Origin of the sequence: Kribbella qitaiheensis, assembly GCF_014217565.1 — a bacterium.
GTDB classification, from domain to species: domain Bacteria; phylum Actinomycetota; class Actinomycetes; order Propionibacteriales; family Kribbellaceae; genus Kribbella; species Kribbella qitaiheensis_A.
This window is the reverse complement of sequence record NZ_CP043661.1, coordinates 137,589-159,190: the sequence shown is the minus strand read 5'-3', so window position 1 is coordinate 159,190 and position 21,602 is coordinate 137,589. Positions and strand designations below refer to the sequence as shown.

The 21,602-nt window shown below is 67.9% G+C and carries 18 protein-coding genes and 2 pseudogenes; 5 read left to right on the top strand and 15 right to left on the bottom strand.

Annotation, left to right across the window (positions count from 1 at the left end; all coding sequences use genetic code 11):
• Positions 1-4: 4 nt before the first annotated feature.
• The 6 genes and pseudogenes from carB to pyrR form a co-directional block, all read right to left on the bottom strand.
• Positions 5-3,338: pseudogene (gene carB, locus F1D05_RS00710) on the bottom strand (carbamoyl-phosphate synthase large subunit).
• Positions 3,338-4,519, bottom strand: coding sequence for a glutamine-hydrolyzing carbamoyl-phosphate synthase small subunit (gene carA, locus F1D05_RS00705; protein WP_246486341.1), 1,182 nt, complete (start codon positions 4,517-4,519; stop codon positions 3,338-3,340). Before carA ends, carB begins: the two are co-directional and overlap by 1 nt.
• 11 nt (positions 4,520-4,530) lie before the next feature.
• The gene (locus F1D05_RS00700) at positions 4,531-5,022 is read right to left on the bottom strand and encodes a hypothetical protein (RefSeq protein WP_185445290.1); all 492 of its coding nucleotides are present in this window, start codon (positions 5,020-5,022) and stop codon (positions 4,531-4,533) included.
• Complete coding sequence (locus tag F1D05_RS00695; RefSeq protein ID WP_185445289.1) at positions 5,019-6,311, bottom strand: dihydroorotase; 1,293 nt, start codon at positions 6,309-6,311, stop codon at positions 5,019-5,021. Before F1D05_RS00695 ends, F1D05_RS00700 begins: the two co-directional genes overlap by 4 nt.
• Before the next feature lie 76 nt (positions 6,312-6,387).
• Positions 6,388-7,335: an aspartate carbamoyltransferase catalytic subunit gene (locus F1D05_RS00690; protein ID WP_206686019.1), complete on the bottom strand. Its 948-nt coding sequence runs from the start codon at positions 7,333-7,335 to the stop codon at positions 6,388-6,390.
• Positions 7,335-7,958 carry a bifunctional pyr operon transcriptional regulator/uracil phosphoribosyltransferase PyrR gene (gene pyrR, locus F1D05_RS00685; protein ID WP_246486340.1) on the bottom strand — a complete coding sequence of 208 codons (624 nt, stop codon included), beginning with the start codon at positions 7,956-7,958 and terminating at the stop codon, positions 7,335-7,337. Before pyrR ends, F1D05_RS00690 begins: the two co-directional genes overlap by 1 nt.
• A gap of 203 nt (positions 7,959-8,161) precedes the next feature.
• Here pyrR and F1D05_RS41725 point away from each other — a divergent pair.
• Positions 8,162-8,308: pseudogene (locus F1D05_RS41725) on the top strand (transcriptional regulator); the annotation flags it as partial.
• 166 nt (positions 8,309-8,474) lie between these two features.
• On the top strand, positions 8,475-8,675 hold the full coding sequence (locus F1D05_RS41720; protein WP_281389006.1) for a hypothetical protein: 201 nt from the start codon (positions 8,475-8,477) through the stop codon (positions 8,673-8,675).
• Between the two features lie 269 nt (positions 8,676-8,944).
• Here the strand turns inward: F1D05_RS41720 and nusB are convergent, their stop codons facing one another.
• Together nusB and efp are read right to left on the bottom strand one after the other, a co-directional pair.
• Positions 8,945-9,355, bottom strand: a complete 411-nt coding sequence (gene nusB / locus F1D05_RS00675) for a transcription antitermination factor NusB (RefSeq protein ID WP_185445288.1) — start codon at positions 9,353-9,355, stop codon at positions 8,945-8,947.
• 23 nt (positions 9,356-9,378) lie between these two features.
• Positions 9,379-9,942 carry an elongation factor P gene (gene efp, locus F1D05_RS00670; RefSeq protein ID WP_185445287.1) on the bottom strand — a complete coding sequence of 188 codons (564 nt, stop codon included), beginning with the start codon at positions 9,940-9,942 and terminating at the stop codon, positions 9,379-9,381.
• Between the two features lie 235 nt (positions 9,943-10,177).
• On the opposite strand from efp, the gene F1D05_RS00665 reads away from it, so the two are divergent.
• Positions 10,178-11,080 (top strand): hypothetical protein, encoded by a 903-nt coding sequence (locus tag F1D05_RS00665; RefSeq protein ID WP_185445285.1) that lies wholly within the window; start codon positions 10,178-10,180, stop codon positions 11,078-11,080.
• A gap of 4 nt (positions 11,081-11,084) precedes the next feature.
• Here F1D05_RS00665 and fxlM read toward each other — a convergent pair whose 3' ends face one another.
• Positions 11,085-12,293 (bottom strand): methyltransferase, FxLD system, encoded by a 1,209-nt coding sequence (fxlM, locus tag F1D05_RS00660; protein ID WP_185445283.1) that lies wholly within the window; start codon positions 12,291-12,293, stop codon positions 11,085-11,087.
• 4 nt (positions 12,294-12,297) lie between these two features.
• A complete protein-coding gene (locus F1D05_RS00655) occupies positions 12,298-12,795 on the bottom strand; it encodes a MarR family winged helix-turn-helix transcriptional regulator (protein WP_185445282.1) in 498 nt (165 codons plus the stop codon).
• A gap of 207 nt (positions 12,796-13,002) precedes the next feature.
• Here F1D05_RS00655 and F1D05_RS00650 point away from each other — a divergent pair, with 207 nt between their 5' ends.
• Entirely contained in the window at positions 13,003-13,782 is a 780-nt protein-coding gene (locus F1D05_RS00650; protein WP_246486339.1) for an EamA family transporter, read from the top strand.
• A gap of 30 nt (positions 13,783-13,812) precedes the next feature.
• Here the strand turns inward: F1D05_RS00650 and F1D05_RS00645 are convergent, their stop codons facing one another.
• From F1D05_RS00645 to F1D05_RS00625, 5 genes are all read right to left on the bottom strand, one after another.
• Positions 13,813-15,159 carry a TIGR01777 family oxidoreductase gene (locus tag F1D05_RS00645; RefSeq protein WP_185445281.1) on the bottom strand — a complete coding sequence of 449 codons (1,347 nt, stop codon included), beginning with the start codon at positions 15,157-15,159 and terminating at the stop codon, positions 13,813-13,815.
• 92 nt (positions 15,160-15,251) lie between these two features.
• The gene (locus F1D05_RS00640) at positions 15,252-16,265 is read right to left on the bottom strand and encodes a LacI family DNA-binding transcriptional regulator (RefSeq protein ID WP_185445280.1); all 1,014 of its coding nucleotides are present in this window, start codon (positions 16,263-16,265) and stop codon (positions 15,252-15,254) included.
• A 14-nt stretch (positions 16,266-16,279) separates the two neighbouring features.
• Entirely contained in the window at positions 16,280-17,176 is an 897-nt protein-coding gene (locus F1D05_RS00635) for a carbohydrate ABC transporter permease (RefSeq protein WP_185445278.1), read from the bottom strand.
• The gene (locus F1D05_RS00630) at positions 17,173-18,099 is read right to left on the bottom strand and encodes a carbohydrate ABC transporter permease (RefSeq protein ID WP_185445276.1); all 927 of its coding nucleotides are present in this window, start codon (positions 18,097-18,099) and stop codon (positions 17,173-17,175) included. The genes F1D05_RS00635 and F1D05_RS00630 overlap by 4 nt, the downstream gene beginning before the upstream one ends.
• Complete coding sequence (locus F1D05_RS00625) at positions 18,096-19,397, bottom strand: ABC transporter substrate-binding protein (RefSeq protein ID WP_185445274.1); 1,302 nt, start codon at positions 19,395-19,397, stop codon at positions 18,096-18,098. The genes F1D05_RS00630 and F1D05_RS00625 overlap by 4 nt, the downstream gene beginning before the upstream one ends.
• A gap of 157 nt (positions 19,398-19,554) precedes the next feature.
• On the opposite strand from F1D05_RS00625, the gene F1D05_RS00620 reads away from it, so the two are divergent.
• Entirely contained in the window at positions 19,555-21,591 is a 2,037-nt protein-coding gene (locus F1D05_RS00620) for a beta-galactosidase (protein WP_185445272.1), read from the top strand.
• Positions 21,592-21,602: the final 11 nt, after the last annotated feature.

Sequence of the window (21,602 nt, the reverse complement as noted above, 5' to 3'; positions counted from 1 at the left end):
GCGCTCAGCTCTCCACCACCACATCCGCGATCCCGTGGATCCGGGACGCCCAGTCCTGCAGCGAGCGCACTCCGATGTCCCCGGCCCTGCTGCGCCTCGATCCCCTGTACTGCGGCCGCCAGCCCCTGCACCGTCGTGATGCACGGGATGTTCCGGGCCACCGCCGCACTCCGGATCTCATAGCCGTCGATCCGCGGCGAACCGCCCTGCGTGATCCCGATCGGAGTGTTGACGATCAGGTTCAGCTCACCGTCCTGGACCATCTGGACGATCGTCGGCTCGCCGTTCGGACCCGGCCCCTGGCTGCTCTTGCGAACGGTGACCGACTCGACCCCGTTGCGCCGCAATACGTCGGCAGTGCCTTCGGTCGCGTAGATCTGGAAGCCCAGGTCCGCCAGCCGCTTGACCGGGAAGATCATGTGCCGCTTGTCCCGGTTGGCGACCGACACGAAGACCTTGCCCGAGCTCGGCAACGGCTGCGACGCGCCGGCCTGCGACTTGGCGAACGCCGTACCGAAGGTTTCGTCGATGCCCATCACCTCACCGGTGGAGCGCATCTCCGGCCCGAGCACGGTGTCGACCGACGATCCGTCGATGGTCCGGAATCGGTTGAACGGCATCACGGCTTCCTTCACCGCGATCGGCGTCGAGGCCGGCAGCGTTCCGCCATCACCGACGGCGGGCAGCATGCCTTCCTCACGCAGGACGGCGATGGTTGCCCCGAGCATCACCCGGGCAGCCGCCTTCGCCAGCGGCGTCGCGGTCGCTTTGGAGACGAATGGCACGGTTCGCGATGCGCGCGGGTTCGCCTCCAGCACGTAGAGCACGTCGCCTGCCAGGGCGTACTGGACATTCAGCAGACCCCGTACGCCGACACCGCGAGCGATCGCCTCGGTCGACTGCCGGATCTTCTCGATGTCCGCGTTCCCCAGCGTGATCGGCGGCAGCGCGCAGGACGAGTCGCCCGAGTGCACCCCGGCCTCCTCGATGTGCTCCATCACGCCGCCGAGGAACAACTCGGTGCCGTCGAACAGCCCGTCCACGTCGATCTCGACCGCGTCGTCCAGGAACCGGTCGATCAGCACCGGGTGCTCCCAGTTCGCCGCGAGCGCGTCGCCACTCAACCGCCGCAGCGCAGCGGTCAGCTCACCCTCGGAGTACACGATCTCCATGCCGCGCCCGCCGAGCACGTACGACGGCCGGACCAGCACGGGGAAGCCGATCTCCGCCGCGATCTCCTGCGCTTCGTCGAACGACATCGCGGTGCCGTGCTTCGGCGCCGGCAACCCGGCGTCGGACAGCACCTTGCCGAACGCGCCGCGCTCCTCCGCCAGGTGGATCGCCTCGGGCGACGTCCCGACGATCGGCACGCCCGCGTCCGCGAGCCGCTGCGCCAACCCGAGCGGGGTCTGCCCGCCCAGCTGCACGATCACACCGGCGACCGGGCCGGCCTGCATCTCGGCGTACACGATCTCGAGCACGTCCTCGCAGGTGAGCGGCTCGAAGTACAGCCGGTCGGAGGTGTCGTAGTCGGTCGAGACCGTCTCCGGGTTGCAGTTGACCATGATCGTGCAGTAGCCGGCTTCGCGCAGCGCCATCGACGCGTGCACGCAGGAGTAGTCGAACTCGATCCCCTGCCCGATCCGGTTCGGCCCGGAGCCGAGGATCAGCACGGCCGGTTCCTCACGGGGTGCCACTTCGGACTCTTCGTCGTACGACGAGTAGTGGTACGGCGTGGTGGCCGCGAACTCGGCGGCGCAGGTGTCCACGGTCTTGAAGACCGGCCGGATCCCGAGCGCCTGCCGGACACCCCGGACGACGTCCTCGGCCAGCCCGCGGATCTCGGCCAGCTGGAGATCCGAGAAACCGTGCCGCTTGGCCAGCTTCAGGATCTCCGGAGTCAGCCGCGGTGCGGCCGCGACCTGGAGAGCGGTCTCGTGGATCAGGTACATCTGATCCACGAACCACGGGTCGATCTTGGTGGCGTCGAAGATCTGCTCCGGCGTCGCACCGGCCCGGATCGCGTCCATCACAGTCCGCAGCCGGCCGTCGTGCGGCGTCTTGATTGCCTCCAGCAACGGCTCCAGTTCGGAGGCCGGCGGCTCGGCCCAGGAGAACCGGGCTTCCGGCTTCTCCAGCGAGCGGAGCGCCTTCTGCAGGGCCTCGGTGTAGTTGCGGCCGATCGCCATCGCCTCGCCGACGCTCTTCATGTGCGTGGTCAGCGTCGCGTCGGCGGCCGGGAACTTCTCGAACGCGAACCGCGGCACCTTGACGACCACGTAGTCCAGCACCGGCTCGAAGCTGGCCGGGGTCTGCTTGGTGATGTCGTTCGGGATCTCGTCGAGGGTGTAGCCGATCGCCACCTTGGCGGCGATCTTGGCGATCGGGAAGCCGGTCGCCTTCGAGGCCAGCGCGGACGACCGGGACACCCGCGGGTTCATCTCGATCACGATCAGCCGGCCGTCGACCGGGTCCACCGCGAACTGGATGTTGCAGCCGCCGGTGTCGACGCCGACCTCGCGGATGATGCCGATGGCAAGGTCCCGCATGGTCTGGTACTCGCGGTCGGTCAGCGTCATCGCCGGCGCGACCGTGACGGAGTCGCCGGTGTGCACGCCCATCGGATCGACGTTCTCGATCGAGCAGATGATCACGACGTTGTCCGCCTTGTCGCGCATCACCTCCAGCTCGTACTCCTTCCAGCCGACGATCGACTCCTCGATCAGCACCTCGGTCGTCGGGCTGGCGGTCAGGCCGGCCCCGGCGATCCGGCGCAAGTCCGCTTCGTCGTACGCCATCCCGGAGCCGACGCCACCCATGGTGAACGACGGGCGGATGACCAGCGGATAGCCCATCGCGGCGGCCGCGCCGAGCACGTCGTCCATCGTGTGGCAGACGTGTGAACGCGCGGTCTCGGCGCCCAGCTTCTCCACGATCGCCTTGAACGACTCGCGGTTCTCGCCACGCTGGATCGCGTCGACCGAGGCGCCGATCAGCTCGACGCCGTACTTCTCCAGCACGCCGTTCTCATGGAGAGCGATTGCTGCGTTCAGGGCGGTCTGGCCGCCCAGGGTGGCGAGCAGGACGTCCGGGCGCTCCTTCTCGATCACCTTCTCGACGAACTGCGGTGTGATCGGCTCGACGTACGTCGCGTCGGCGAACTCCGGATCCGTCATGATCGTGGCCGGGTTGGAGTTCACCAGGATGACCCGGAAACCCTCTTCCTTCAGCACCCGGCAGGCCTGGGTCCCGGAGTAGTCGAACTCACAGGCCTGGCCGATCACGATCGGGCCGGAGCCGATCACCAGCACCGAGTCGATATCTGTACGGCGTGGCATCAGCTGCGACCCTTCTCAGTCGACACAGTCATGAGTTCTACAAAACGGTCGAAGAGGTACGCCGAGTCGTGCGGACCGGCCGCCGCTTCTGGGTGGTACTGGACCGAGAACGCGAGCGGCTTCCCGTCGCGGCCGGTCAGCTTCAGCCCTTCGACGACGTTGTCGTTGAGCGATACGTGACTCACTTCAGCGATCCCGTACGGCGTTTCCACGGTCGCATCCAGCGGCGCATCCACAGCACTGTGCTGATTTTCGCTGCCCGGCCAGGCGACAGCGAAGCCGTGGTTCTGCGCGGTGATCTCGACCTTGCCGGTGGCCCGGTCGAGCACCGGCTGGTTGATCCCCCGGTGCCCGTACTTCAGCTTGAAGGTGCCCAGCCCGAGTGCCCGGCCGAAGACCTGGTTGCCGAAGCAGATCCCGAAGTACGGAATCCCCTGCTCCAACAGGGCTTTGAGCAGCGTGGTCGGGTGCTCTGTGGTCTCCGGGTCGCCCGGCCCGTTGCTCATGAAGATGCCGTCCGGTTTCACCGCCAGCACCTCCTCCAGCGAGGCCGTGGCCGGCAGCACGTGCACCTCGATGCCACGCTCGGCCATCCGCTTCGGCGTCATCGTCTTGATCCCGAGGTCGAGCGCGACGACGGTGAACCGCTTCTCGCCCTCAGCCGGTACGACGTACGCCTCGGCAACGGTCACCTCGGAAGCCAGGTCCGAGCCGGCCATCGCGGGCTGCTCGAGGACCTTCGCGAGCAACGCGGCCGGGTCGAGGATCTCGGTCGAGATCCCGGCCCGCATCGCGCCGCGTTCGCGCAGGTGCCGGGTCAGCGCGCGGGTGTCGATGCCGGAGATCCCGACGACGCCCTGCGTCTTCAGCTGCTCGTCGAGCGTGCGCTTCGCGCGCCAGTTGGACGGCACCCGGGCAGGGTCGCGGACGACGTACCCGGCGACCCAGATCTTGGTCGACTCGTCGTCCTCGTCGTTCACCCCGGTGTTGCCGATGTGCGGCGCGGTCTGGGTGACGATCTGGCGGTGGTACGACGGGTCGGTCAGCGTCTCCTGGTAGCCGGTCATGCCGGTGGTGAACACCGCCTCGCCGAAGGTCTCACCGGTCGCACCGTACGACGTACCGGCGAACGCGCGGCCGTCCTCGAGGACCAGCAGCGCCGCCTTCAGGGCCGGTTTCATGGCAGCCTGGCTCATTGCTCGGCTCCGATCAGGGTCGAGATGGATTCGGTCAGTCCGGCGGCGTCGGCCTTGCGGCGCGGGCGGAAGCCGGTGTCGAGTTCGCGGCCGTCGTGGTTCCAGCTGACGACGACCAGACCGGAGGCCTCGGCGGTCACCTTGCCGGCGATGCCGCGGTCGGTCCGTACGCCGGTCAGGTGGTCGGCCGGGATGAAGACGTCGGTGGCGCCTTGGCGGTGGAAGATCAGGCCGGCCGGACTGACGTCCAGGTCGGCATTGCTGCGGACGCCGAGCTCGTGCACGGCGATCCGGTCCATCCAGTCGCCGGCGGTCGTCGTCGCGACGTACACGCCTTCGACACCGGTGATCTTGCCGGTCGGCGGCACGGGTGGCAGCGGCGCCAGGTCGGCCTGCCGCGCCTTGCGATTGCGCCAGCCGCGGTACATGCCGAACCAGCCGCCGCCGATCACCAGCAGCGTGCCGAGGATGCCCAGTGCGGTCTTCACCGGGTCAGCTTCCCGTCCAGAACGGTCGGCGTACCCCTCAGGAAGGTGGCAACCACCTGACCAGGCAACTTCATGCCGTCGAACGGAGTGTTCCGCGACAGCGACTTCGACTCCCCCGGTACGACGGTGCGCTCGACGGCCGGGTCGACCAGGGTCACGTTCGCGGGCGCACCGACCTCGAGCGGCCGGCCGTGGTCGCTCACCTGGCCGATGGCCGCCGGCCGGTAGCTCATCCGGTCGGCAAGGTCGGCCCACGTCATCAGCTTGGTGTCGATCATCGCGTGCTGGACCACCGAGAGAGCGGTCTCCAGGCCGGTCATGCCGAAGGCCGCCGCGCTCCACTCGCAGTCCTTGTCCTCCACCGGGTGCGGCGCGTGGTCGGTGGCGACGATGTCGATCGTGCCGTCGGCCAGCCCCTCGCGGACCGCCTCGACGTCGGCCTTGGTCCGCAGCGGCGGGTTCACCTTGAAGACCGGGTTGTACGAGGTCAGCAGGTCCTCGGTGAGCAGCAGGTGGTGCGGCGTCACCTCGGCGGTGACCTCGAGGCCGCGCTTCTTCGCCGCCCGGACGATCTCGACCGATCCCTTGGTGGACAGGTGGCAGATATGCAGCTTGGACCCGACGTGAGCGTTCAGCAGGATGTCGCGCGCGATGATGGATTCTTCGGCGACACTCGGCCAGCCGGTCAGGCCGAGAATGCCGGAGAGCGCGCCCTCGTTCATCTGCGCGCCCTTGGTCAGCCGCGGCTCCTGCGCGTGCTGGGCGATCACGCCGCCGAAGGCCTTCACGTACTCGAGCGCGCGCCGCATCAGCGCCGCGTCCCAGACGCAGTCGCCGTCGTCCGAGAACACCCGTACGCGAGCCGCCGAGTCCGCCATCGCGCCCAGCTCGGCCAGCTGAGTCCCCTGCCGGCCGACCGTGACCGCCCCGATCGGGTAGACGTCTGCGTACCCGGCTTCGCGGCCCAGGCGCCAGACCTGCTCGACCACACCGGCGGTGTCGGCAACCGGGTCGGTGTTGGCCATCGCGAACACCGCGGTGAACCCGCCCATCGCGGCCGCCCGGGTGCCGGTGAGCACGGTCTCGGCGTCCTCGCGGCCCGGCTCGCGCAGGTGGGTGTGCAGGTCGACCAGGCCGGGGAGCGCGATCTTGCCGTTCCCGTCGACGAGCTCGACGCCGTCCGGCCGGGCCAGATCGTTGCCGATGGCCACGATCTCGCCGTTCTCGATCAGCAGGTCCGCCACCTCACCGCCGACAATCGACGCTCCGGTGATCAAGTACGAACTCATCGACGTCCTCGCTTCGCTCCGGGCGCCGATGAGGCACCAAACGGGCTGTGTTGGATGGTGAACTCGCTCCGCTCCTTCACGCTTGGGGCTCCTCGGTGGGGTTGGTGTCGTTACTGCCCGAGAGCAGCAGATAAAGGACGGCCATTCGAATGGCCACGCCGTTCGTGACCTGCTCGACGATCACCGAGCGGGTGGAGTCGGCCACCTCGGCGCTGATCTCCATCCCCCGGTTCATCGGGCCGGGGTGCAGCACGATCGCTTCGTCGGGCAGTTGCGCCATCCGGTGCACGTCGAGCCCGTAGCGCCGGGTGTACTCGCGGGCACTCGGGAAGAACGCGTCGCCCATCCGCTCCCGCTGCACCCGCAGCATCATCACCGCGTCGCTCTTCGGCAGCGTCGCGTCCAGGTCGTACGACGTGGCGCACGGCCAGCCGGACATGTCGACGGGCAGCAGCGTCGGCGGCGCGACCACGGTCACCTCGGCGCCGAGCGTGGCCAGCAGCAGGACGTTCGACCGGGCCACCCGGCTGTGCAGGACATCGCCGACGATGGTGATCCGGCGGCCGTCCAGCGAGCCGAGATGGCGGCGCATGGTGAAGGCGTCGAGCAGCGCCTGGGTCGGGTGCTCGTGCGTCCCGTCGCCGGCGTTCACGACCGAGCCGGTCATCCAGCCCGAGGTCGCGAGCAGATGCGGTGCGCCCGAGGACCCGTGCCGGCAGACCACGCCGTCGGCGCCCATCGCCTGCAGGGTCAGCGCGGTGTCCTTCAGGCTCTCGCCCTTGCTCACGCTCGAGCCCTTGGCGGAGAAGTTGATCACATCGGCCGACAACCGCTTGGCGGCGGCCTCGAACGAGATCCGGGTCCGGGTGGAGTCCTCGAAGAAGAGGTTCACCACCGTCCGGCCGCGTAGCGCGGGCAGCTTCTTGATCGGCCGGTCCGCCAGCGAGCGCATCTCCTCGGCGGTGTCCAGGATCAGGTTGGCCTCGTCGCGACTCAGGTCGCCGGCACTCAGCAGATGGCGCATCAGAACCTCACCTCATCCCTTGCGTCCGAAGAACCGTTGGTCCTGCCCCTCGGGGGTTCGGACGTCTGCGGGGTTTTGTCGGCGATCAGCACCGCGTCGGCGCCGTCGTACTCGGTCAGGTGCACGGTGACCCGCTCGACCAGTGAGGTGGGCAGGTTCTTGCCGACGTAGTCCGCCCGGATCGGCAGTTCGCGGTGGCCGCGGTCGACCAGGACGGCCAGCTGGACCGCCTTCGGCCGGCCGATGTCGCCGATCGCGTCCAGCGCGGCCCGGATCGTCCGGCCGGAGAACAGCACGTCGTCGACCAGCACGACGACCTTGCCGTCGATACCGCCGGGCGGGATGTCGGTGTGTTCGAGCGCACGGGCGGGTTTCAGCCCGATGTCGTCGCGGTACATGGTCACATCGAGTGACCCTGTCGGCACGCTCTGCCCCTCGACCGCGGCGATCCGCTCGGAGATGCGGGTCGCCAGACCCACCCCACGGGTGGGTATGCCGAGCAGTACCACGGGGTCGGCACCCCTGTTGCGCTCGAGGATCTCGTGCGCGATCCGGGTCAATGCCCGGGAAATGTCGGAAGCATCCAGCACTGTGCGCGGTACGGGTACCGAGGCAGAGCTCATCGCTACCGTTCCTCCTTTCCCGCCTCTCTGGACGGGTCTTTAAAGGACGTTCGGACCGCTTGACATCGTATCGGAAGTGACACGCCGTCTTGACGCTGGCCTCTTGACCAGAATATTGTTACTCTGTGTAATCATGGGGGGTTTCACCATCCGGCCCGTTACCAACGGGTCCGGACAAGACAAAGTTGGAGGGAAGATCCAGCGTGCCTAGCGAATACGCGAAGTCACTCGGCGCCAAACTACGCGCCATCCGTCAGCAGCAAGGCCTGTCCTTGCACGGGGTCGAGGAAAAGTCCAAGGGTCGCTGGAAGGCGGTCGTCGTCGGCTCGTACGAGCGTGGCGATCGTGCCGTCACCGTTCAGAAGCTCGCGGAGCTCGCCGATTTCTTCGGCGTGCCGATGCGTGAGCTGCTGCCCGGCTCGGCCAGTGCCGCCGCGGCCGCTGCCGCACCGCCCAGGTTGATCCTTGACCTGGAGGCGCTCCAGCACCTCGACACCAGCGAGGGCCGGCCCACTCATGCGCTACACGGCCACCATCCAGGCCCAGCGCGGCGACTACAACGGCAAGGTGCTGTCGATCCGGCAGGACGACCTCCGCACCCTGGCGGTCATCTACGACGAGTCGCCGACCACCCTGACCGAGCGCTTCATCTCCTGGGGAGTTCTGAACCCGGAGGCCCGCGGAGAGGTCGAGGACGCCGAAGCAGCAGGCGCCTGAGTCCGAGGGAATGAGAGACGGCCGGGGCTCGTAGCAGCTTGCCCGCGGCCGCCTGCCCGCCCCTCTTCACGGGGACGGGCCGCCGAGAAAGAGCAGGAATGAAGGACCAGCACCAGGCAGTACGCAGTACAAGAGCAGTGCTCGGTACCGAAGCGGTACAGGGCAACCGCAGTATCTGGCCGGGGCCGTTCCCCCCGCGCCGCGCACGGGGACAATGACAAGGCCCGGCACCGCACCGTGGCGGTACCGGGCCTGTATGGCTCAGACAGTCAGACGCCCAGCGTCGGCTTGAGCTGTAGCAACCGGGCCAGCAGCCCGTTGACGAACGCGGGCGACTCGTCCGTGGACAGATCCCGGGCCAGTGAGACCGCTTCGCTCACCGCGACGACATCCGGCACCTGCTCGTCGAACAGCAACTCGTAGGCCCCTATCCGCAGGACGTTGCGGTCGACGGCCGGCATCCGGTCCAGGGTCCAGCCGACCGAGTGCGCGCCGAGCAGCTCGTCGATCTGGTCGATGTGCTTCGAAACGCCTTCGACCAACGCCACGGTGAACTCGTTCACCGGCGGGTCGCCATCGGCCACCCGGTCGGCCAGGGTGCCACCGACGGGCAGTCCCCGCACCTCCGACTCGTACAAGACGTCGAGAGCGCGCTTACGGGCCTTGCTACGGGCAGACATGTTCTGTTGTCAGCTTCCGGTGGTCAGGATGTGACGCGGCCGAGGTAGTCACCGGTACGGGTGTCCACCTTGACCTTCTCGCCGGTGGTCAGGAAGAGCGGGACCTGGATGGTGAAGCCGGTCTCCAGCTTCGCCGGCTTGGTGCCACCGGTGGAGCGGTCACCCTGCAGGCCGGGCTCGGTGTACTCGACGAGGAGCTCGACCGAGGCCGGGAGCTCGATGTACAGCGGCAGGTCGTCGTGCACGGCGACGACGGCGTCCTGGTTCTCCAGCAGGAAGTTCGTCGCCTCACCGACCACCTCGGGGGTGATGTGGACCTGCTCGTAGGTGGAGCTGTCCATGAAGACGAAGGAACCGCCGTCGTTGTACAGGTACGTCATGTCGCGCTTGTCGACATTGGCCACCTCGACCTTGACGTCGGCGTTGAAGGTCTTGTCGACGACCTTGCCCGACAGCACGTTCTTCAGCTTGGTGCGCATCACTGCACCGCCCTTGCCGGGCTTGTGGTGCTGGAACCAGACGACGGACCACAGCTGCCCATCCAGGTTGAGCACCATGCCGTTCTTGAGGTCGTTCGTCGATGCCACGCGGGGATTCCCCTTCGAAAGTGATCAGCGGTACGCCGAATTGTAGCGGTCGACGCACCTTACAGGTGAGTCGCCAGTGCCCCGCGTTGGAAGTTGTTTGAGTGATTGCGGTGTTCAGGCACGCACCAAAGAACCTTCAACGCGGGGCACTCAGGCCCCAGCGGGGCCTACGCTGGGCTGCAGGGGGCTGTTGACCCCTCATCAGTCGGTCCGCGGTCGGCCGCCGGGAGGCATCGTGTCATCGTTCATCATCTTCGCGGTATTCATCGTCGTCGGCCTGATCGTGAAGGCAGCGAACAAGAAGAAGGCGGGCGGGACGAATCCCGGTGCGCCGAACCCGCGGGTGCAGAAGCTGATCGAGCGGATCCAGGCCCAGCAGGGCGGCAACGTGCCGATCCAGTTCCAGGGCCAGTTCACCCAGCCGACCTCAGGACCGCCGGCCGGCCGAGGGCAGCGGGTCAACTCGACCGGGCAAGCGGTCAACTCGGCGGGACAGCTGGTTCGGCCGAGCGGACCGGTGCAGGACCCCGGCCGCGCGCAGGCGTCGGCTCAGTTGTCGGGGATGCTCCAGCAACTGATGCGGGCCGGGCAGACGACCGGCCGCTTCGGCCAGCAGATCACCGGGCCGGGCCAATATCCCCAGCAGACCGGCCCGGGCCAGCAGTACCCGGGCCCGCAGAGCGGGTACGCACCACCCGGCCAGTTCCAGCCGCCGACACCGCCGCCGTGGGTGCCGGCTTATCAGCAGCCGCCTGCCAACCGCGCGCCGCAGAACAAGGGCGATCTCGACAGCCGGATCCGCACGATGATGTCGACCGGCAACGAGGTGGGCGCGGTCCGGTTGATCTGTGACGAGAAGGACCTGGGCATCATCGAGGCGCAGAAGTACGCTCGCTCGCTGATCGCCGGGCCGGACAAAGCACGCAGTACCGGTGAGCCCCCGATCGGGAAGGGCGACGAGGAGACCCGGTACGTCGGGTCCGCGGCGTTCGCCGAGTCCATCTTCGACAACCACGTCGACGACAACGTGTGGGCCAGCGGCTGGGTCGAGAAGCCCGAGGTCGAGGACCGCACGGACATCGACGAACTCTGGCAGACAGTCCAGAACGCCGGCCGCCCGAAGCCGCCGACGACCTGACTCCTCACCAACTGACGACCAGCCGCGTATGCGGGCGCTCGATCTGCAGGCAGGCCTTGTCGTCCGGGCTTTCCGTCAGCTGTTCTGACGGGTGAATGGTCAGTGCCGGGCCCGGGCCGTTGCGGTGATGGGTGGTGAAGATCTGGATCTGGCGGACCATCTGTTCCGCGTGCTCGGCGGCGGCCGGGCCGTGGGCGACGGCACCCAGCTCCACCGTCTCCGTGTTCTTGGCCACTCGGGAGGTCAGGTAGGTCAGGGTGTCGTCAGCGACAGTCGCCGCGGTGCCCCAGCCTGGGATCGGCGCGAGGCGGCGCTTCTTCACCGCTGAGCGATCTGCGGTGAGTACGCAGTACCGGTCGAGGGTGCAGGCGAGCCAGAGGTTCAGGTCGGAGAGCGGTTCCTCGCGATCTACCAGGACGCCCGACCAGACCTGGGTCGCCGGACGCCGCAGTACGTCGGGAGGTGGCTCGACGACCTGCTGGTCGGTGTCGAAACCGAGCCTCACGGTGTCCTTCTCCAGCGGGACCACCCGTTCGTAGCTGGCCCCGGCGCCCTGCATGCAGACGAATCCGCACAGCCGCATCGACCGGCTCTCCAGCCGCCCCTCCACGAGGTCGAGCGCGATCGACCGGGTCTGGCCGCGGAACCGCAGCGGCACGACGATCCGCCCGTTCCCCGCGAGCTGCTCGACCCAGGCGGGCGCGATGTCCCAGGCCGTCACGGTGACCACGACCCGGTCGTAGGGAGCGCTCTCCGGCGATCCGAACTCGCCGTCCGCGAGGACCACCCGCACGTCTTCGTACCCGGTGGATGCCAATCCCTGCCGAGCCCGCTCGATCACGTCGGGGTCGATGTCGACCGTGGTCACCGCTCCCCCGGGCCCGACCAGTTCGCTCAGCAGTGCGGCGTTGTAGCCGCCGGAGCCGATCTCGAGCACCCGGTGGCCCGGCTGGAGTCCGGCCTGTTCGAGCATCAGCGCGACCACGGACGGCTGCGACACCGAGCTGATCGCCACCCCGTCCTCGTCGCGTTTCATCAGCACCACGTCGTCGGCGTACGCGACCTCGAGCGGCACCAGTGGCACGAACTCGTGCCGTGGCACCGTCAGGAACGCCTTCGTCACCCGCTCGTCCCGAAGGGAGCCCTCGGCAACCATTCGGCCGGCGAGAGCCGATCGCAGCGACTCGGCGTACTGGTTGCTCCGGGCATCCATCGGGTCAGTCCGTCTTGTCGCCGAGCGATTCGAGCAGGGTCCGGAGACCGTCGGCCAAGGTGGTGCGCTCTTCGGCCGACAGGCCCGCGAGCAACCTGTCCTCGGTGGCTACGTGGGCCGGCAGGACGGCGTCGATCAGGTCCAGCCCGGCCTTGGTCAGTGTCACCTGGACGCCCCGGCCGTCGGTCTCACTCGGTTTGCGGGTGACCAGGCCGCGCGCTTCCAGCCGGTCCAGGCGCTGGGTGATCGCGCCGGAGGTGACCATCGACGACCGCATCAGGCCGGCCGGGGTCAGGCTGTGCTCGGCGTTGCTGCGGCGGAGCGTGGCCAGGACGTCGAACGAGGCCGAGTCGAGGTCATGGGCGGCGAAATTGCGCCGGAGCTCGCCGTCGACCAGCTGGGCGAGCCGCTTGAGCCGGCCCATCACCGCCATCGGCGACGCGTCCAGGTCCGGTCGCCGCTCGCTCCACTGGGCCAGCACGACATCGACGTGGTCTGCCATCCGGCCAGCCTAGGGGATCTCTTAGCAGTGAGGTAGATCACTTAGCGATGAGATACCTGGAAACTCGCTTAGCGCTGAGCTACATTGTCTTAGTGCTAAGTAATCGACTCTCCCTCATCCTGACCACGGCGATCGCGCCTGCCCTGTGGGGCAGTACCTATCTGGTCACGACGGAGCTGCTGCCGCCCGGTCGTCCGCTCCTCGCCGGTGTCATCCGTGCGCTGCCGGCCCGGGCTGCTGCTGGTAGCACTGACTCGCCAACTCCCGCGCGGGATCTGGTGGTTTCGCGCATTCGTACTCGGCGCACTCAACATCGGGGTGTTCTTCGCGCTGCTTTTCGTTGCGGCGTACCGGCTGCCCGGCGGTGTCGCCGCGACGGTCGGAGCTCTACAACCCTTGCTGGTGGCGGTTCTCTCGGCAGGGTTACTCGCTGAGCGCCTCAAGCTTCGGACCACTCTCGCCGCGATCGCCGGGGTGGCCGGGGTCAGTCTCCTGGTACTCCGGGCCGATGCGCGGCTGGACGGCTGGGGTGTCCTGGCCGCGCTGGGCGGCGCGGTGGTGATGGCGACCGGTGTTGTTCTCAGTAAGAGGTGGAAATCGCCCGCACCGTTGCTCGCGACCACCGGCTGGCAGTTGGTGGCGGGCGGTCTACTGCTGCTCCCGGTCGCGCTGATCATCGAGGGAGCGCTCCCTGCGTCTCTCACCGCCGCGAACCTGGCCGGGTACGCGTATCTCACGATCGTCGGATCGGCTGTCGCCTATGCGCTGTGGTTCCGCGGGTTGCGAGCGCTGTCCCCCACCGATGTCACCTTCCTCGGCCTGCTCAGCCCGGTGGTCGCCACCCTGCTCGGCTGGCTCGCCCTCGACCAACGCCTGACCGGCGCACAACTCGTCGGCGGCCTGATCGTTCTCGGTGCACTTGTCGCCGCGCAACTGAAGAGGACGAAGCCGGTCGACACCTCCACCCGAGTGCTCGAACCGGTCTAGGTGCGGGGTTGCAGCACACGGCCGAGCTGGTTAGGTGCGGGGTTCCAGGACCCGGCCGAGCAGGTGGCGGAGTGCCGGTTCGAGCGTTTCGTGTCTGAAGAAGTGGCCGAGCTCGATCAGCCGCGTCGGCTCGACCCGTTGCGACGCCTGGGCGAGTTCCCGGGCACCCTGTTCGCCCAGCAGCAGGCGCGGTCCGAACGCTGGGACTCGCAAGAACGCGGGACGGTTCAGGACCCCCGCGAGAACCGTGGTGTAGTCACGATTGCGGACCGGCTCCGGAGCCACGCCGTTGACGGGTCCGGAGAGTTGATCGTCGGTCAGCGCGCGGTGATAGATGTCGACCAGGTCGTCGATCCCGATCCAGGCCTGCCATTGCGACCCATCTCCCAACGGTCCGCCGAGGCCGGCGGCGAACAACGGGTACTGCAGCTTGAGGACACCGCCCCGAGGGGTCTGTACGAGTCCGGTCCGGATGTTGACGACCCGCAACCCCGCAGTACGGGCAGGCTCGGTGGCGTCCTCCCAGCGGGTGACCAGGTCGGCCAGGAAGCCATCGCCGCGTTCGCTGTCCTCGGTCAGCACCTCGTCACCACGGTCGGGTCCGTAGATGCCGATCGCGGAAGCGCTGACGAACACCCGCGGACCGTCCTGGGTGTCCGCGGCGAGCTGCGCGAGAGCTCGCGTGGGAGCGATCCTGGACTCGACCACCGCCCGCCGATGGTCGTCGGTGAAGCGCCCGGCGATCGAGACACCCGCCAGGTGCACCACCGCGTCGACGCCGTCGAGGAGATCGACTGCCGGGTCGGCCGGGTCCCATTGCCGTTCCGTCGGCAGCTCTGCCGGACGCCGGACCAAGTGGATGACCTGATGGCCGAACGTCGTGAGCAGCGCCGACAACGCCGTACCGATCGTGCCGTGACTGCCGGTCATTGCCACCGTCAACGGCTTGGCCCCGGTACTGCGCGCCCGCGCGTGGGCGGCCAGGTCGTCCGCCAGTTGTCGATGCCGGTAGCTCAGCATCGACCGGAGCAGGAAGCCGGGCACGTTGCTCTCGATGCGGTCGGTAACCCGCGTGTGCTCAGGTCCGACCTCTTCGAAGTGGTGCACGTGACGCCAGTTCACCGCCCAGTTCAGCGGCGCGGACGTCAACTCGTCGACGAACTGCCCGGGCGGAAGTGAGCCACTGTGCTGCGCGACCCAGTTCAAACCCAGCGGAAAGCCCAGCACCGCCCGCCCATTGGCGAGATCGGCCGCCTCCTGCTTGATCCGGACCGGCATCCACGGCGGAGTGAGCCGCTCGATCGCCCCCGGCCGCTCGTGCCAGGCGTAGACATCCGGCCGGGAAGCCGCAACGACGCTGCTGTAGTTCAGACCCATCCGAACACCCTCCGATGCTGAAGAACTCCAGGCCAGCATCTCACCTGCATAACTTGTGCAGAGATTTCAGCGAGCACGGGCCTGCTCGGGATTCAGGTGGACTGGCGGATCACCAGGTGGGTGGGGACGGTGACGGCGAGTGGCTCGTTGCCGTCGATGACCTCGACGAGCAGCCGGACCATCTCGGCGCCGATCCGGTCGAGGGGCTGGTGGACGGTCGTCAGCAGCGGGTCGACCGAGTTGGCCAGCGGCGCGTCGTCGAACCCGGCGACGGCGACATCGGCGGGCACGTCCCGGCCGGCCTGCCGCAGGACCGTCAGCGCACCGACGGCCATCAGGTCGGAGGCGACGAAAACAGCGTCAAGGTCCGGTGCCACCTCCAGGAGCTGCAGCATTCGCTTCTCACCGCTCTGGCGGGTGTAGTCCCCGGAAACGATCAGGGCAGGATCGACCGCGTCGCCGAGAGCCTCCTTGTACCCGGCCAGCCGGTCGACGCCGCCGGAGGTGTCCAGCGGCCCGGTGATGGTCGCGATCCGGCGCCGTCCGCCATCCAGCAGATGCTGGGTCATCTGGCGGGCGCCCTCGTAGTCATCGGCGCCGACGTACCCGATCTTGCGTTCGAAACCGAGCGGGCGGCCGGAGGCGACCACCGGAATCTGCGCCTTCAGTAGTTGTGGCAGGACCGGGTCGCCCGCATGGGACGAGACCAGCAGCACGCCGTCGACGTGGCCGCCGCTGATGAACTCGATGGTCTGCCGGCGTTCCTCCGCACTGCTGGCGAACATCAGCACGAGCGGGATGTTGAGCTTGCTGAGCGCCGCCGCGCAGCCACGCAGCAGAGCGGAGAAGTTCGGGTCGTCGAAGAGCAGATCCTGGGACTCGGTGAGCAAGAACGCGATCGAGTTCGCGCGGCCGGTCGCCAGCGACCTGGCGTGTTGGTTGGCCGAGAACCCGGTCCGCTCGATCGCCGCCGTCACCGCGGCGAGCGCCTCGCTGGAGACCATGTGGCCGCCGTTCAGGACCCGCGAGACGGTACCCCGGGAGACCCCGGCCTCCCGGGCCACGTCCCGGATGGTCGGGCGGCGCTGCTTCGAGGTTTCCGGCACGGTCCCCAGGCTACTCAAGCCTTGACCGCACCGGCCGCAAGGTCGGTCTGCCAGTACCGTTGCAGGCTGAGGAAAAGAGCCGTCAACGGGACGATCGACAGCAAGGACCCCGTGATCACAAGCGTGTAGAGCGCCGGCTGCGAGGCGCCCTGGTTGAGCAGGCCGTTGAGCCCGACGGTGAGTGGGAACAACTTGTCGTTGCCGAGCATGATGTAGGGCAGCAGGAAGTTGTTCCAGATCGCGACGAACTGGAACAAGAAGATCGTCACCAGGCCCGGCCTCATCATCGGCAGCACGACATCGACAAAGAGTCGCGCGGCGCCGGCCCCATCAGCCCTGGCCGCCTCGACCACCTCATCCGGCACGGCCGCTGCCGCATAGATCCGCGCAAGGTAGATCCCGTACGGACTGATGATGCTCGGCAACAGCACGGACCAGTAGGTGTTCGTCAGCCCCACGTGCGCCAGCAGCAGGTACTGCGGAATCGCCAGGATCACGCCCGGCACCAAGATCCCGGCCAGCAGCACATTGAACAGCGCCGACTTCCCCGGAAACGAGTACTTCGCCAGGGCGAACCCAGCCATCGCGGAGACGACTACCGACAAGGCGGCGCCGCCCCCGGCGTACAGGACTGTGTTGAGCATCCACCGCCAGAACAACCCACCCCGGTACGCCGTGAGGTCGCCGACGTTGTGCAGCAGACTCGTGCCCGGTGCGAAGGTGAAGGTGGAGAACAGCTCACTGCCGCTCTTGGTGGATGCCACCAGCACCCACACGACCGGGAGGAGGCAGTAGAGCGCACCGGCGAGCAGGATCACCGTGGCCAATGGGCAGCTCCGGCGGCGTTTGCGCCGAACCGGCACCATCGGCAGCTCCGCCGATCGAACGGTCGAAGTCAGCAGGTCCGTCATGGCCGCGCCTCCTGACCGAAGGCCCGGCGTCCGACCAGGCGGAGGAAGCCGAACGAGAGCACGAGGGTCGCCAGTGCGATGACGACGGAGGTGGCGGCCGCGGAGTACACGTCGTCACGGGTGAACGCGTCGCGGTAGACCTTCATGAGTGGCGTCCAGGTGGTCGAGATGTTGTTGGTGAGCGGGCGCAGGGTGGTCGGCTCGGCGAAGACCTGCAACGTCGCGATCAAGGAGAAGACGAACGTCATGATCAGCGACGGCGCGATGATCGGCACTTTGATCCGCAGCGCGATCTGGCGTTCGCCGGCGCCGTCGAGCCGGGCTGCCTCGGACAGGTCGGACGAGATCGCACCGAGTGAGGTGTAGAGCACGATCATGTTGAAGCCGACGCCTCCCCACAGGGCGATGTTGGCGACCGCGAACAGGATGTACCGCGACGACATCAACTCCGGCGACGGCAGCGCGAGCTGGCCCGCGACGTGGGCGAAAGGGCTCACGTCGGGCAGGTAGAGGAACCCCCACAGCAGCGAGGCGATCACCGCGGGTACGGCGTACGGAAGGAAGATCGCCGTCCGGGAGAACCCGCGGCCACGGGCGCGCCCGCTGTCGAGCAGGAGCGCGAAGAGCAAGGCCAGGCCCATCATCACCGGAACCAGTAACAGGCCGTAGAGGGCGACCCTGCCCACGCTGTCGACGAACTCGGGATCGGCCAGTGACCGTCGATAGTTCGCCAACCCGGCCCATACCTCCCGGCGGGCGCCCTTGCCGAGACCGAGACCGCTCACCTTCGTCGCACGGAAGCTCAGGTAGACGGCGTAGCCGATCGGCGCGGCCATGAAGCCCGCGAAGAGCAGGATGGCCGGTGCCAGGAAGACGTACGGTGCGACCTTGCGGGGCGGACGCCGGCGAGCTGACGCTCTCATTTGGCGACGGTGAAGCCGCCGTCGGTCAGATCCTTGATCGTCGTCGCCTGCATCGAGGTGAGCGCGGTCAGGAACGCCGACTTCTTCTTCGTGTCGGCCGCCTTGCCGAACGCGTCGTTGTAGGCGTTGTAGGCGACGTTCACGTTGGGGCCGTAGGTGAACGGGGCAACGGTTCCTGCCGCCTTGGCCGCGGTCTGGTAGAAGTCGGGCTGGTTGGCGAAGAACTTCGGCGGCGTGGTCAGCGCGTCGGTCTGACCGGCGGTCGCGGCCGGGTAGACGCCACTGATCTGAGCCAGTGCCCTGACGGCTTCGGGGTCGGTGTTCAACCAGGCGGCGAACTTCGCGGCCTGAACCGCGTGCTTGCTCTGACTCGTCACGCCGGTGGCCGATCCACCCCACGCACCAGTGGCCTCCTTACCGGCGTCCCACTGGGGCATCGCAGCCAGCTTCCACTTGCCGGCCGTCTTGGCCGCATTGCCTTCCAGCACGCCCGGTCCCCAGACCGCGCTGACCCAGCCGACCTGGGTGCCGTTGTTGAGGCCCGCATTCCAGGCCGGGGTGTACATGGGCTTGTTGCCGATGACACCTTCCTCGACCAGGCCGCCCCAGAAGTCGGCGACCTTCCGCGTCGCCTCACTGTCGATGGCGACCGACCAGGACTGCCCATCGACGCCCCACCAGGATGCGCCGGCTTGCTGGGCGAGGCCGGCGAACCAGCCCGCGTCCGCCGCCGAGAACGTGCCGAGGTACTGCTTCGGGTCGGCTTGGTGAATCTTCCGCGCGGCCTCGGCGTACTCCGCCCAGGTCTTCGGGACCTGCAGACCGAGACGCTTGAAGACGTCCTCGCGGTAGTAGAAGACCATCGGACCGGTGTCCTGCGGTACGGCGTACACGGCGTCGGAACCGAGCGTCACGCCGCCCCAGACCGCTTCCGGAAACGCCTTGGCGACGGCCGGGTCGAGGTCCTTGGAGATGTCCGCGAGCGCCTCGGCCGCGACCAGGGTCGGGATCTTCTGGTACTCCGCCTGCATGACGTCAGGGGCGCCACTGCCCGCCTTCGTCGCGGTCAGCAGCTTGGTGACGGCAGGGTCGCCGCCGTCCTGCTTGTTGACGGTGACCTTGATGTCCGGGTTCTTCTGGTTCCACAACGCGACGACCTTGTCCATGTTGGGCGCCCAGGTCCAAAACGTCAGGCTGACCGGTCCGGTCGCCTGCTGCTCGGGCTGATCCTGCCCCGAACATCCGGTCGCCAACAGTGCGGCCGCGATAACGATCGCGGCGAAACCTCTCCGGCCCATGATGCCCATCCGTTCTTGTCGTGCTCGACTGTGACCGGTCCCATTACGACAGGATGCCCAGCAGATGTCAACGCCGAGATTCCCCTCTTCACAACGGAATAACTCTCATGCTTCTATTGGGACCGTTCCCATTCCTGGTCGGCGCAGAAGGAGTTTCATGAGTCTGGACCGTCTCGATCAGCTCACCGGTTCCGAGCTGGTCCTCGCCTGGCCGCCGGGCCTTCGCGGCCTCGCCTTCGGCGGTGACTACAACCCCGAGCAGTGGCCGGAGGCGACCTGGCACGAGGACATCGCCCGGATGGGCGAAGCGGGCGTCGACCTGGTCAGCGTCGGGATCTTCTCCTGGGCGATGCTCGAACCGCGTCCTGGTGAGTTCGACTTCAGCCGGCTCGACCGGATCCTGGAACTGCTGCACGCGGCAGGTATCCGCGTCGATCTCGGCACGCCGACCGCGGCGCCGCCGGCCTGGCTCTACCGCGCCCATCCCGGGGCCTGGGTGGTCGACGCCGACGGCCGGCGGCTGGGACCGGGATCACGAGGGGCGATGAGTCCCAGCGCTCCCGCCTACCTGGACGCGGTCGCCCGGATCACGGGCGCCCTCGCTTCGCGGTACGGCACTCACCCCGCGGTCGCGATGTGGCACGTGCACAACGAGTACGGCGCTCCGGTGCTCGAGTGCCACGGGGAGTTCTCGGCGATCGCGTTCCGCCGCTGGCTGCTCGACCGCTACGGCTCGCTGGACGCGATCAACGAGGCCTGGGGCACGCACTTCTGGGGTCAGCGGTACGGCGACCTCGACGAGATCCGTACTCCGGCCGCGGCCGCGAGCGTCCTCAACCCGTCCCAGCGACTCGACTTCGCCAGATTCAGCGACCACGCGCTGCGCCAGTGTTTCGTCCTCGAGCGCGACCTCATCAGGCAGCACTCCCCCGGCCTGCCGATCACCACCAACTTCATGGCTTCCAGCTGCCCCGGGATCAACTACTGGGCCTGGGCCCAAGAGGTCGACCTGGTCGCGAACGACCACTACCTGACCGCCGAACGCCCTGACAGCCACGTGCTGTTGGCCATGGACGCCGACCTGACCAGATCCCTTGCCCAGGGCAACCCGTGGATGCTGATGGAACACTCCACCTCTGCGGTCAACTGGCAGCCCCGCAACCTGGCGAAACAGCCTGGCGAGATGGCCCGCAACTCCTTGACCCACCTGGCCCGTGGAGCCGATGCGCTGCTGTTCTTCCAGTGGCGCGCCTCCCGCAAGGGTGCCGAGAAGTTCCATTCGGCGATGCTGCCGCACGGTGGCGCCACGACGCGGACCTGGCGCGAGGTGGTCGACCTCGGCCAGGTGGTGGAAACCCTCGGCGAGGTTCGGGGCAGCCGGAGCAGCGCGGACGTCGCGATCCTGTGGGACTGGGAGTCCAACTGGGCACAGGACCTCGACTGGCGGCCCAGCGTCGATCTCGGCCATCGAGAGCGCACCGAGGCGTTCTACCAGCGGCTCTGGCAGGACAAGGTCGCCGTCGACTTCGCGCACCCGGCCGCCGACCTTTCGAAGTACAAGCTGGTGATCGCTCCACAGCTGTATCTGCTCGACCAGCCCGCGGCGGACAACCTCGACGAGTACGTCGCCGCCGGTGGCCATCTCCTCGTTTCGTACTTCTCCGGCATCGTGGACGAGAACGACGGCGTCCATCCGCAGGGGTTGATCGGGCCGCTGGGTGACGTGCTCGGGCTCACTGTCGAGGAATTCGCGCCACTTCGGGCGGGCGACTCGCTGACCGTGGAGGGTCTGAACGCCCACCTGTCCGGTGACGTCTGGAGCGAGCAGGTCGTCCCCACCTCGGACGCAACCGAAGTGCTCGGGCGATTCGTCGACGGTCCGGTCGCAGGTGGACCCGCGCTCACTCGCCGGCGCCACCAGAACGGCGCCGCCTGGTACGTCGCCACCCGGTTCACTTCGGATTCGCTCGCCACCGTGATGTCTGCCGTGTACGCCGACGCGGGAATCGGCCCTCGGCGCGATCTGCCGGCCGACCTCGACCTCATCCAGCGCGGTGACTACCTGTTCCTCATCAACAACTCCGCCGAACCCGCCGAGGTCGTTGCTCAAGGCACCGAATTGCTCACCGGCACCGACCACGCGACCACGATCACGGTGCCGGCCGGCGCCGTCCGGGTCCTGCGCACCAGCTGAAGGAGAACAAT

What these genes read in the sequence shown, in the direction of transcription:
- carA (WP_246486341.1), bottom strand. Translation starts at nt 4,519, where the DNA reads ATGAAACCGGCCCTGAAGGCGGCGCTGCTGGTCCTCGAGGACGGCCGC.
- F1D05_RS00695 (WP_185445289.1), bottom strand. Translation starts at nt 6,311, where the DNA reads ATGAGTTCGTACTTGATCACCGGAGCGTCGATTGTCGGCGGTGAGGTG.
- F1D05_RS00690 (WP_206686019.1), bottom strand. Translation starts at nt 7,335, where the DNA reads ATGCGCCATCTGCTGAGTGCCGGCGACCTGAGTCGCGACGAGGCCAAC.
- pyrR (WP_246486340.1), bottom strand. Translation starts at nt 7,958, where the DNA reads ATGAGCTCTGCCTCGGTACCCGTACCGCGCACAGTGCTGGATGCTTCC.
- F1D05_RS41720 (WP_281389006.1), top strand. Translation starts at nt 8,475, where the DNA reads ATGCGCTACACGGCCACCATCCAGGCCCAGCGCGGCGACTACAACGGC.
- nusB (WP_185445288.1), bottom strand. Translation starts at nt 9,355, where the DNA reads ATGTCTGCCCGTAGCAAGGCCCGTAAGCGCGCTCTCGACGTCTTGTAC.
- fxlM (WP_185445283.1), bottom strand. Translation starts at nt 12,293, where the DNA reads ATGGATGCCCGGAGCAACCAGTACGCCGAGTCGCTGCGATCGGCTCTC.
- F1D05_RS00655 (WP_185445282.1), bottom strand. Translation starts at nt 12,795, where the DNA reads ATGGCAGACCACGTCGATGTCGTGCTGGCCCAGTGGAGCGAGCGGCGA.
- F1D05_RS00645 (WP_185445281.1), bottom strand. Translation starts at nt 15,159, where the DNA reads ATGGGTCTGAACTACAGCAGCGTCGTTGCGGCTTCCCGGCCGGATGTC.
- F1D05_RS00635 (WP_185445278.1), bottom strand. Translation starts at nt 17,176, where the DNA reads ATGACGGACCTGCTGACTTCGACCGTTCGATCGGCGGAGCTGCCGATG.
- F1D05_RS00630 (WP_185445276.1), bottom strand. Translation starts at nt 18,099, where the DNA reads ATGAGAGCGTCAGCTCGCCGGCGTCCGCCCCGCAAGGTCGCACCGTAC.
- F1D05_RS00625 (WP_185445274.1), bottom strand. Translation starts at nt 19,397, where the DNA reads ATGGGCCGGAGAGGTTTCGCCGCGATCGTTATCGCGGCCGCACTGTTG.
- F1D05_RS00620 (WP_185445272.1), top strand. Translation starts at nt 19,555, where the DNA reads ATGAGTCTGGACCGTCTCGATCAGCTCACCGGTTCCGAGCTGGTCCTC.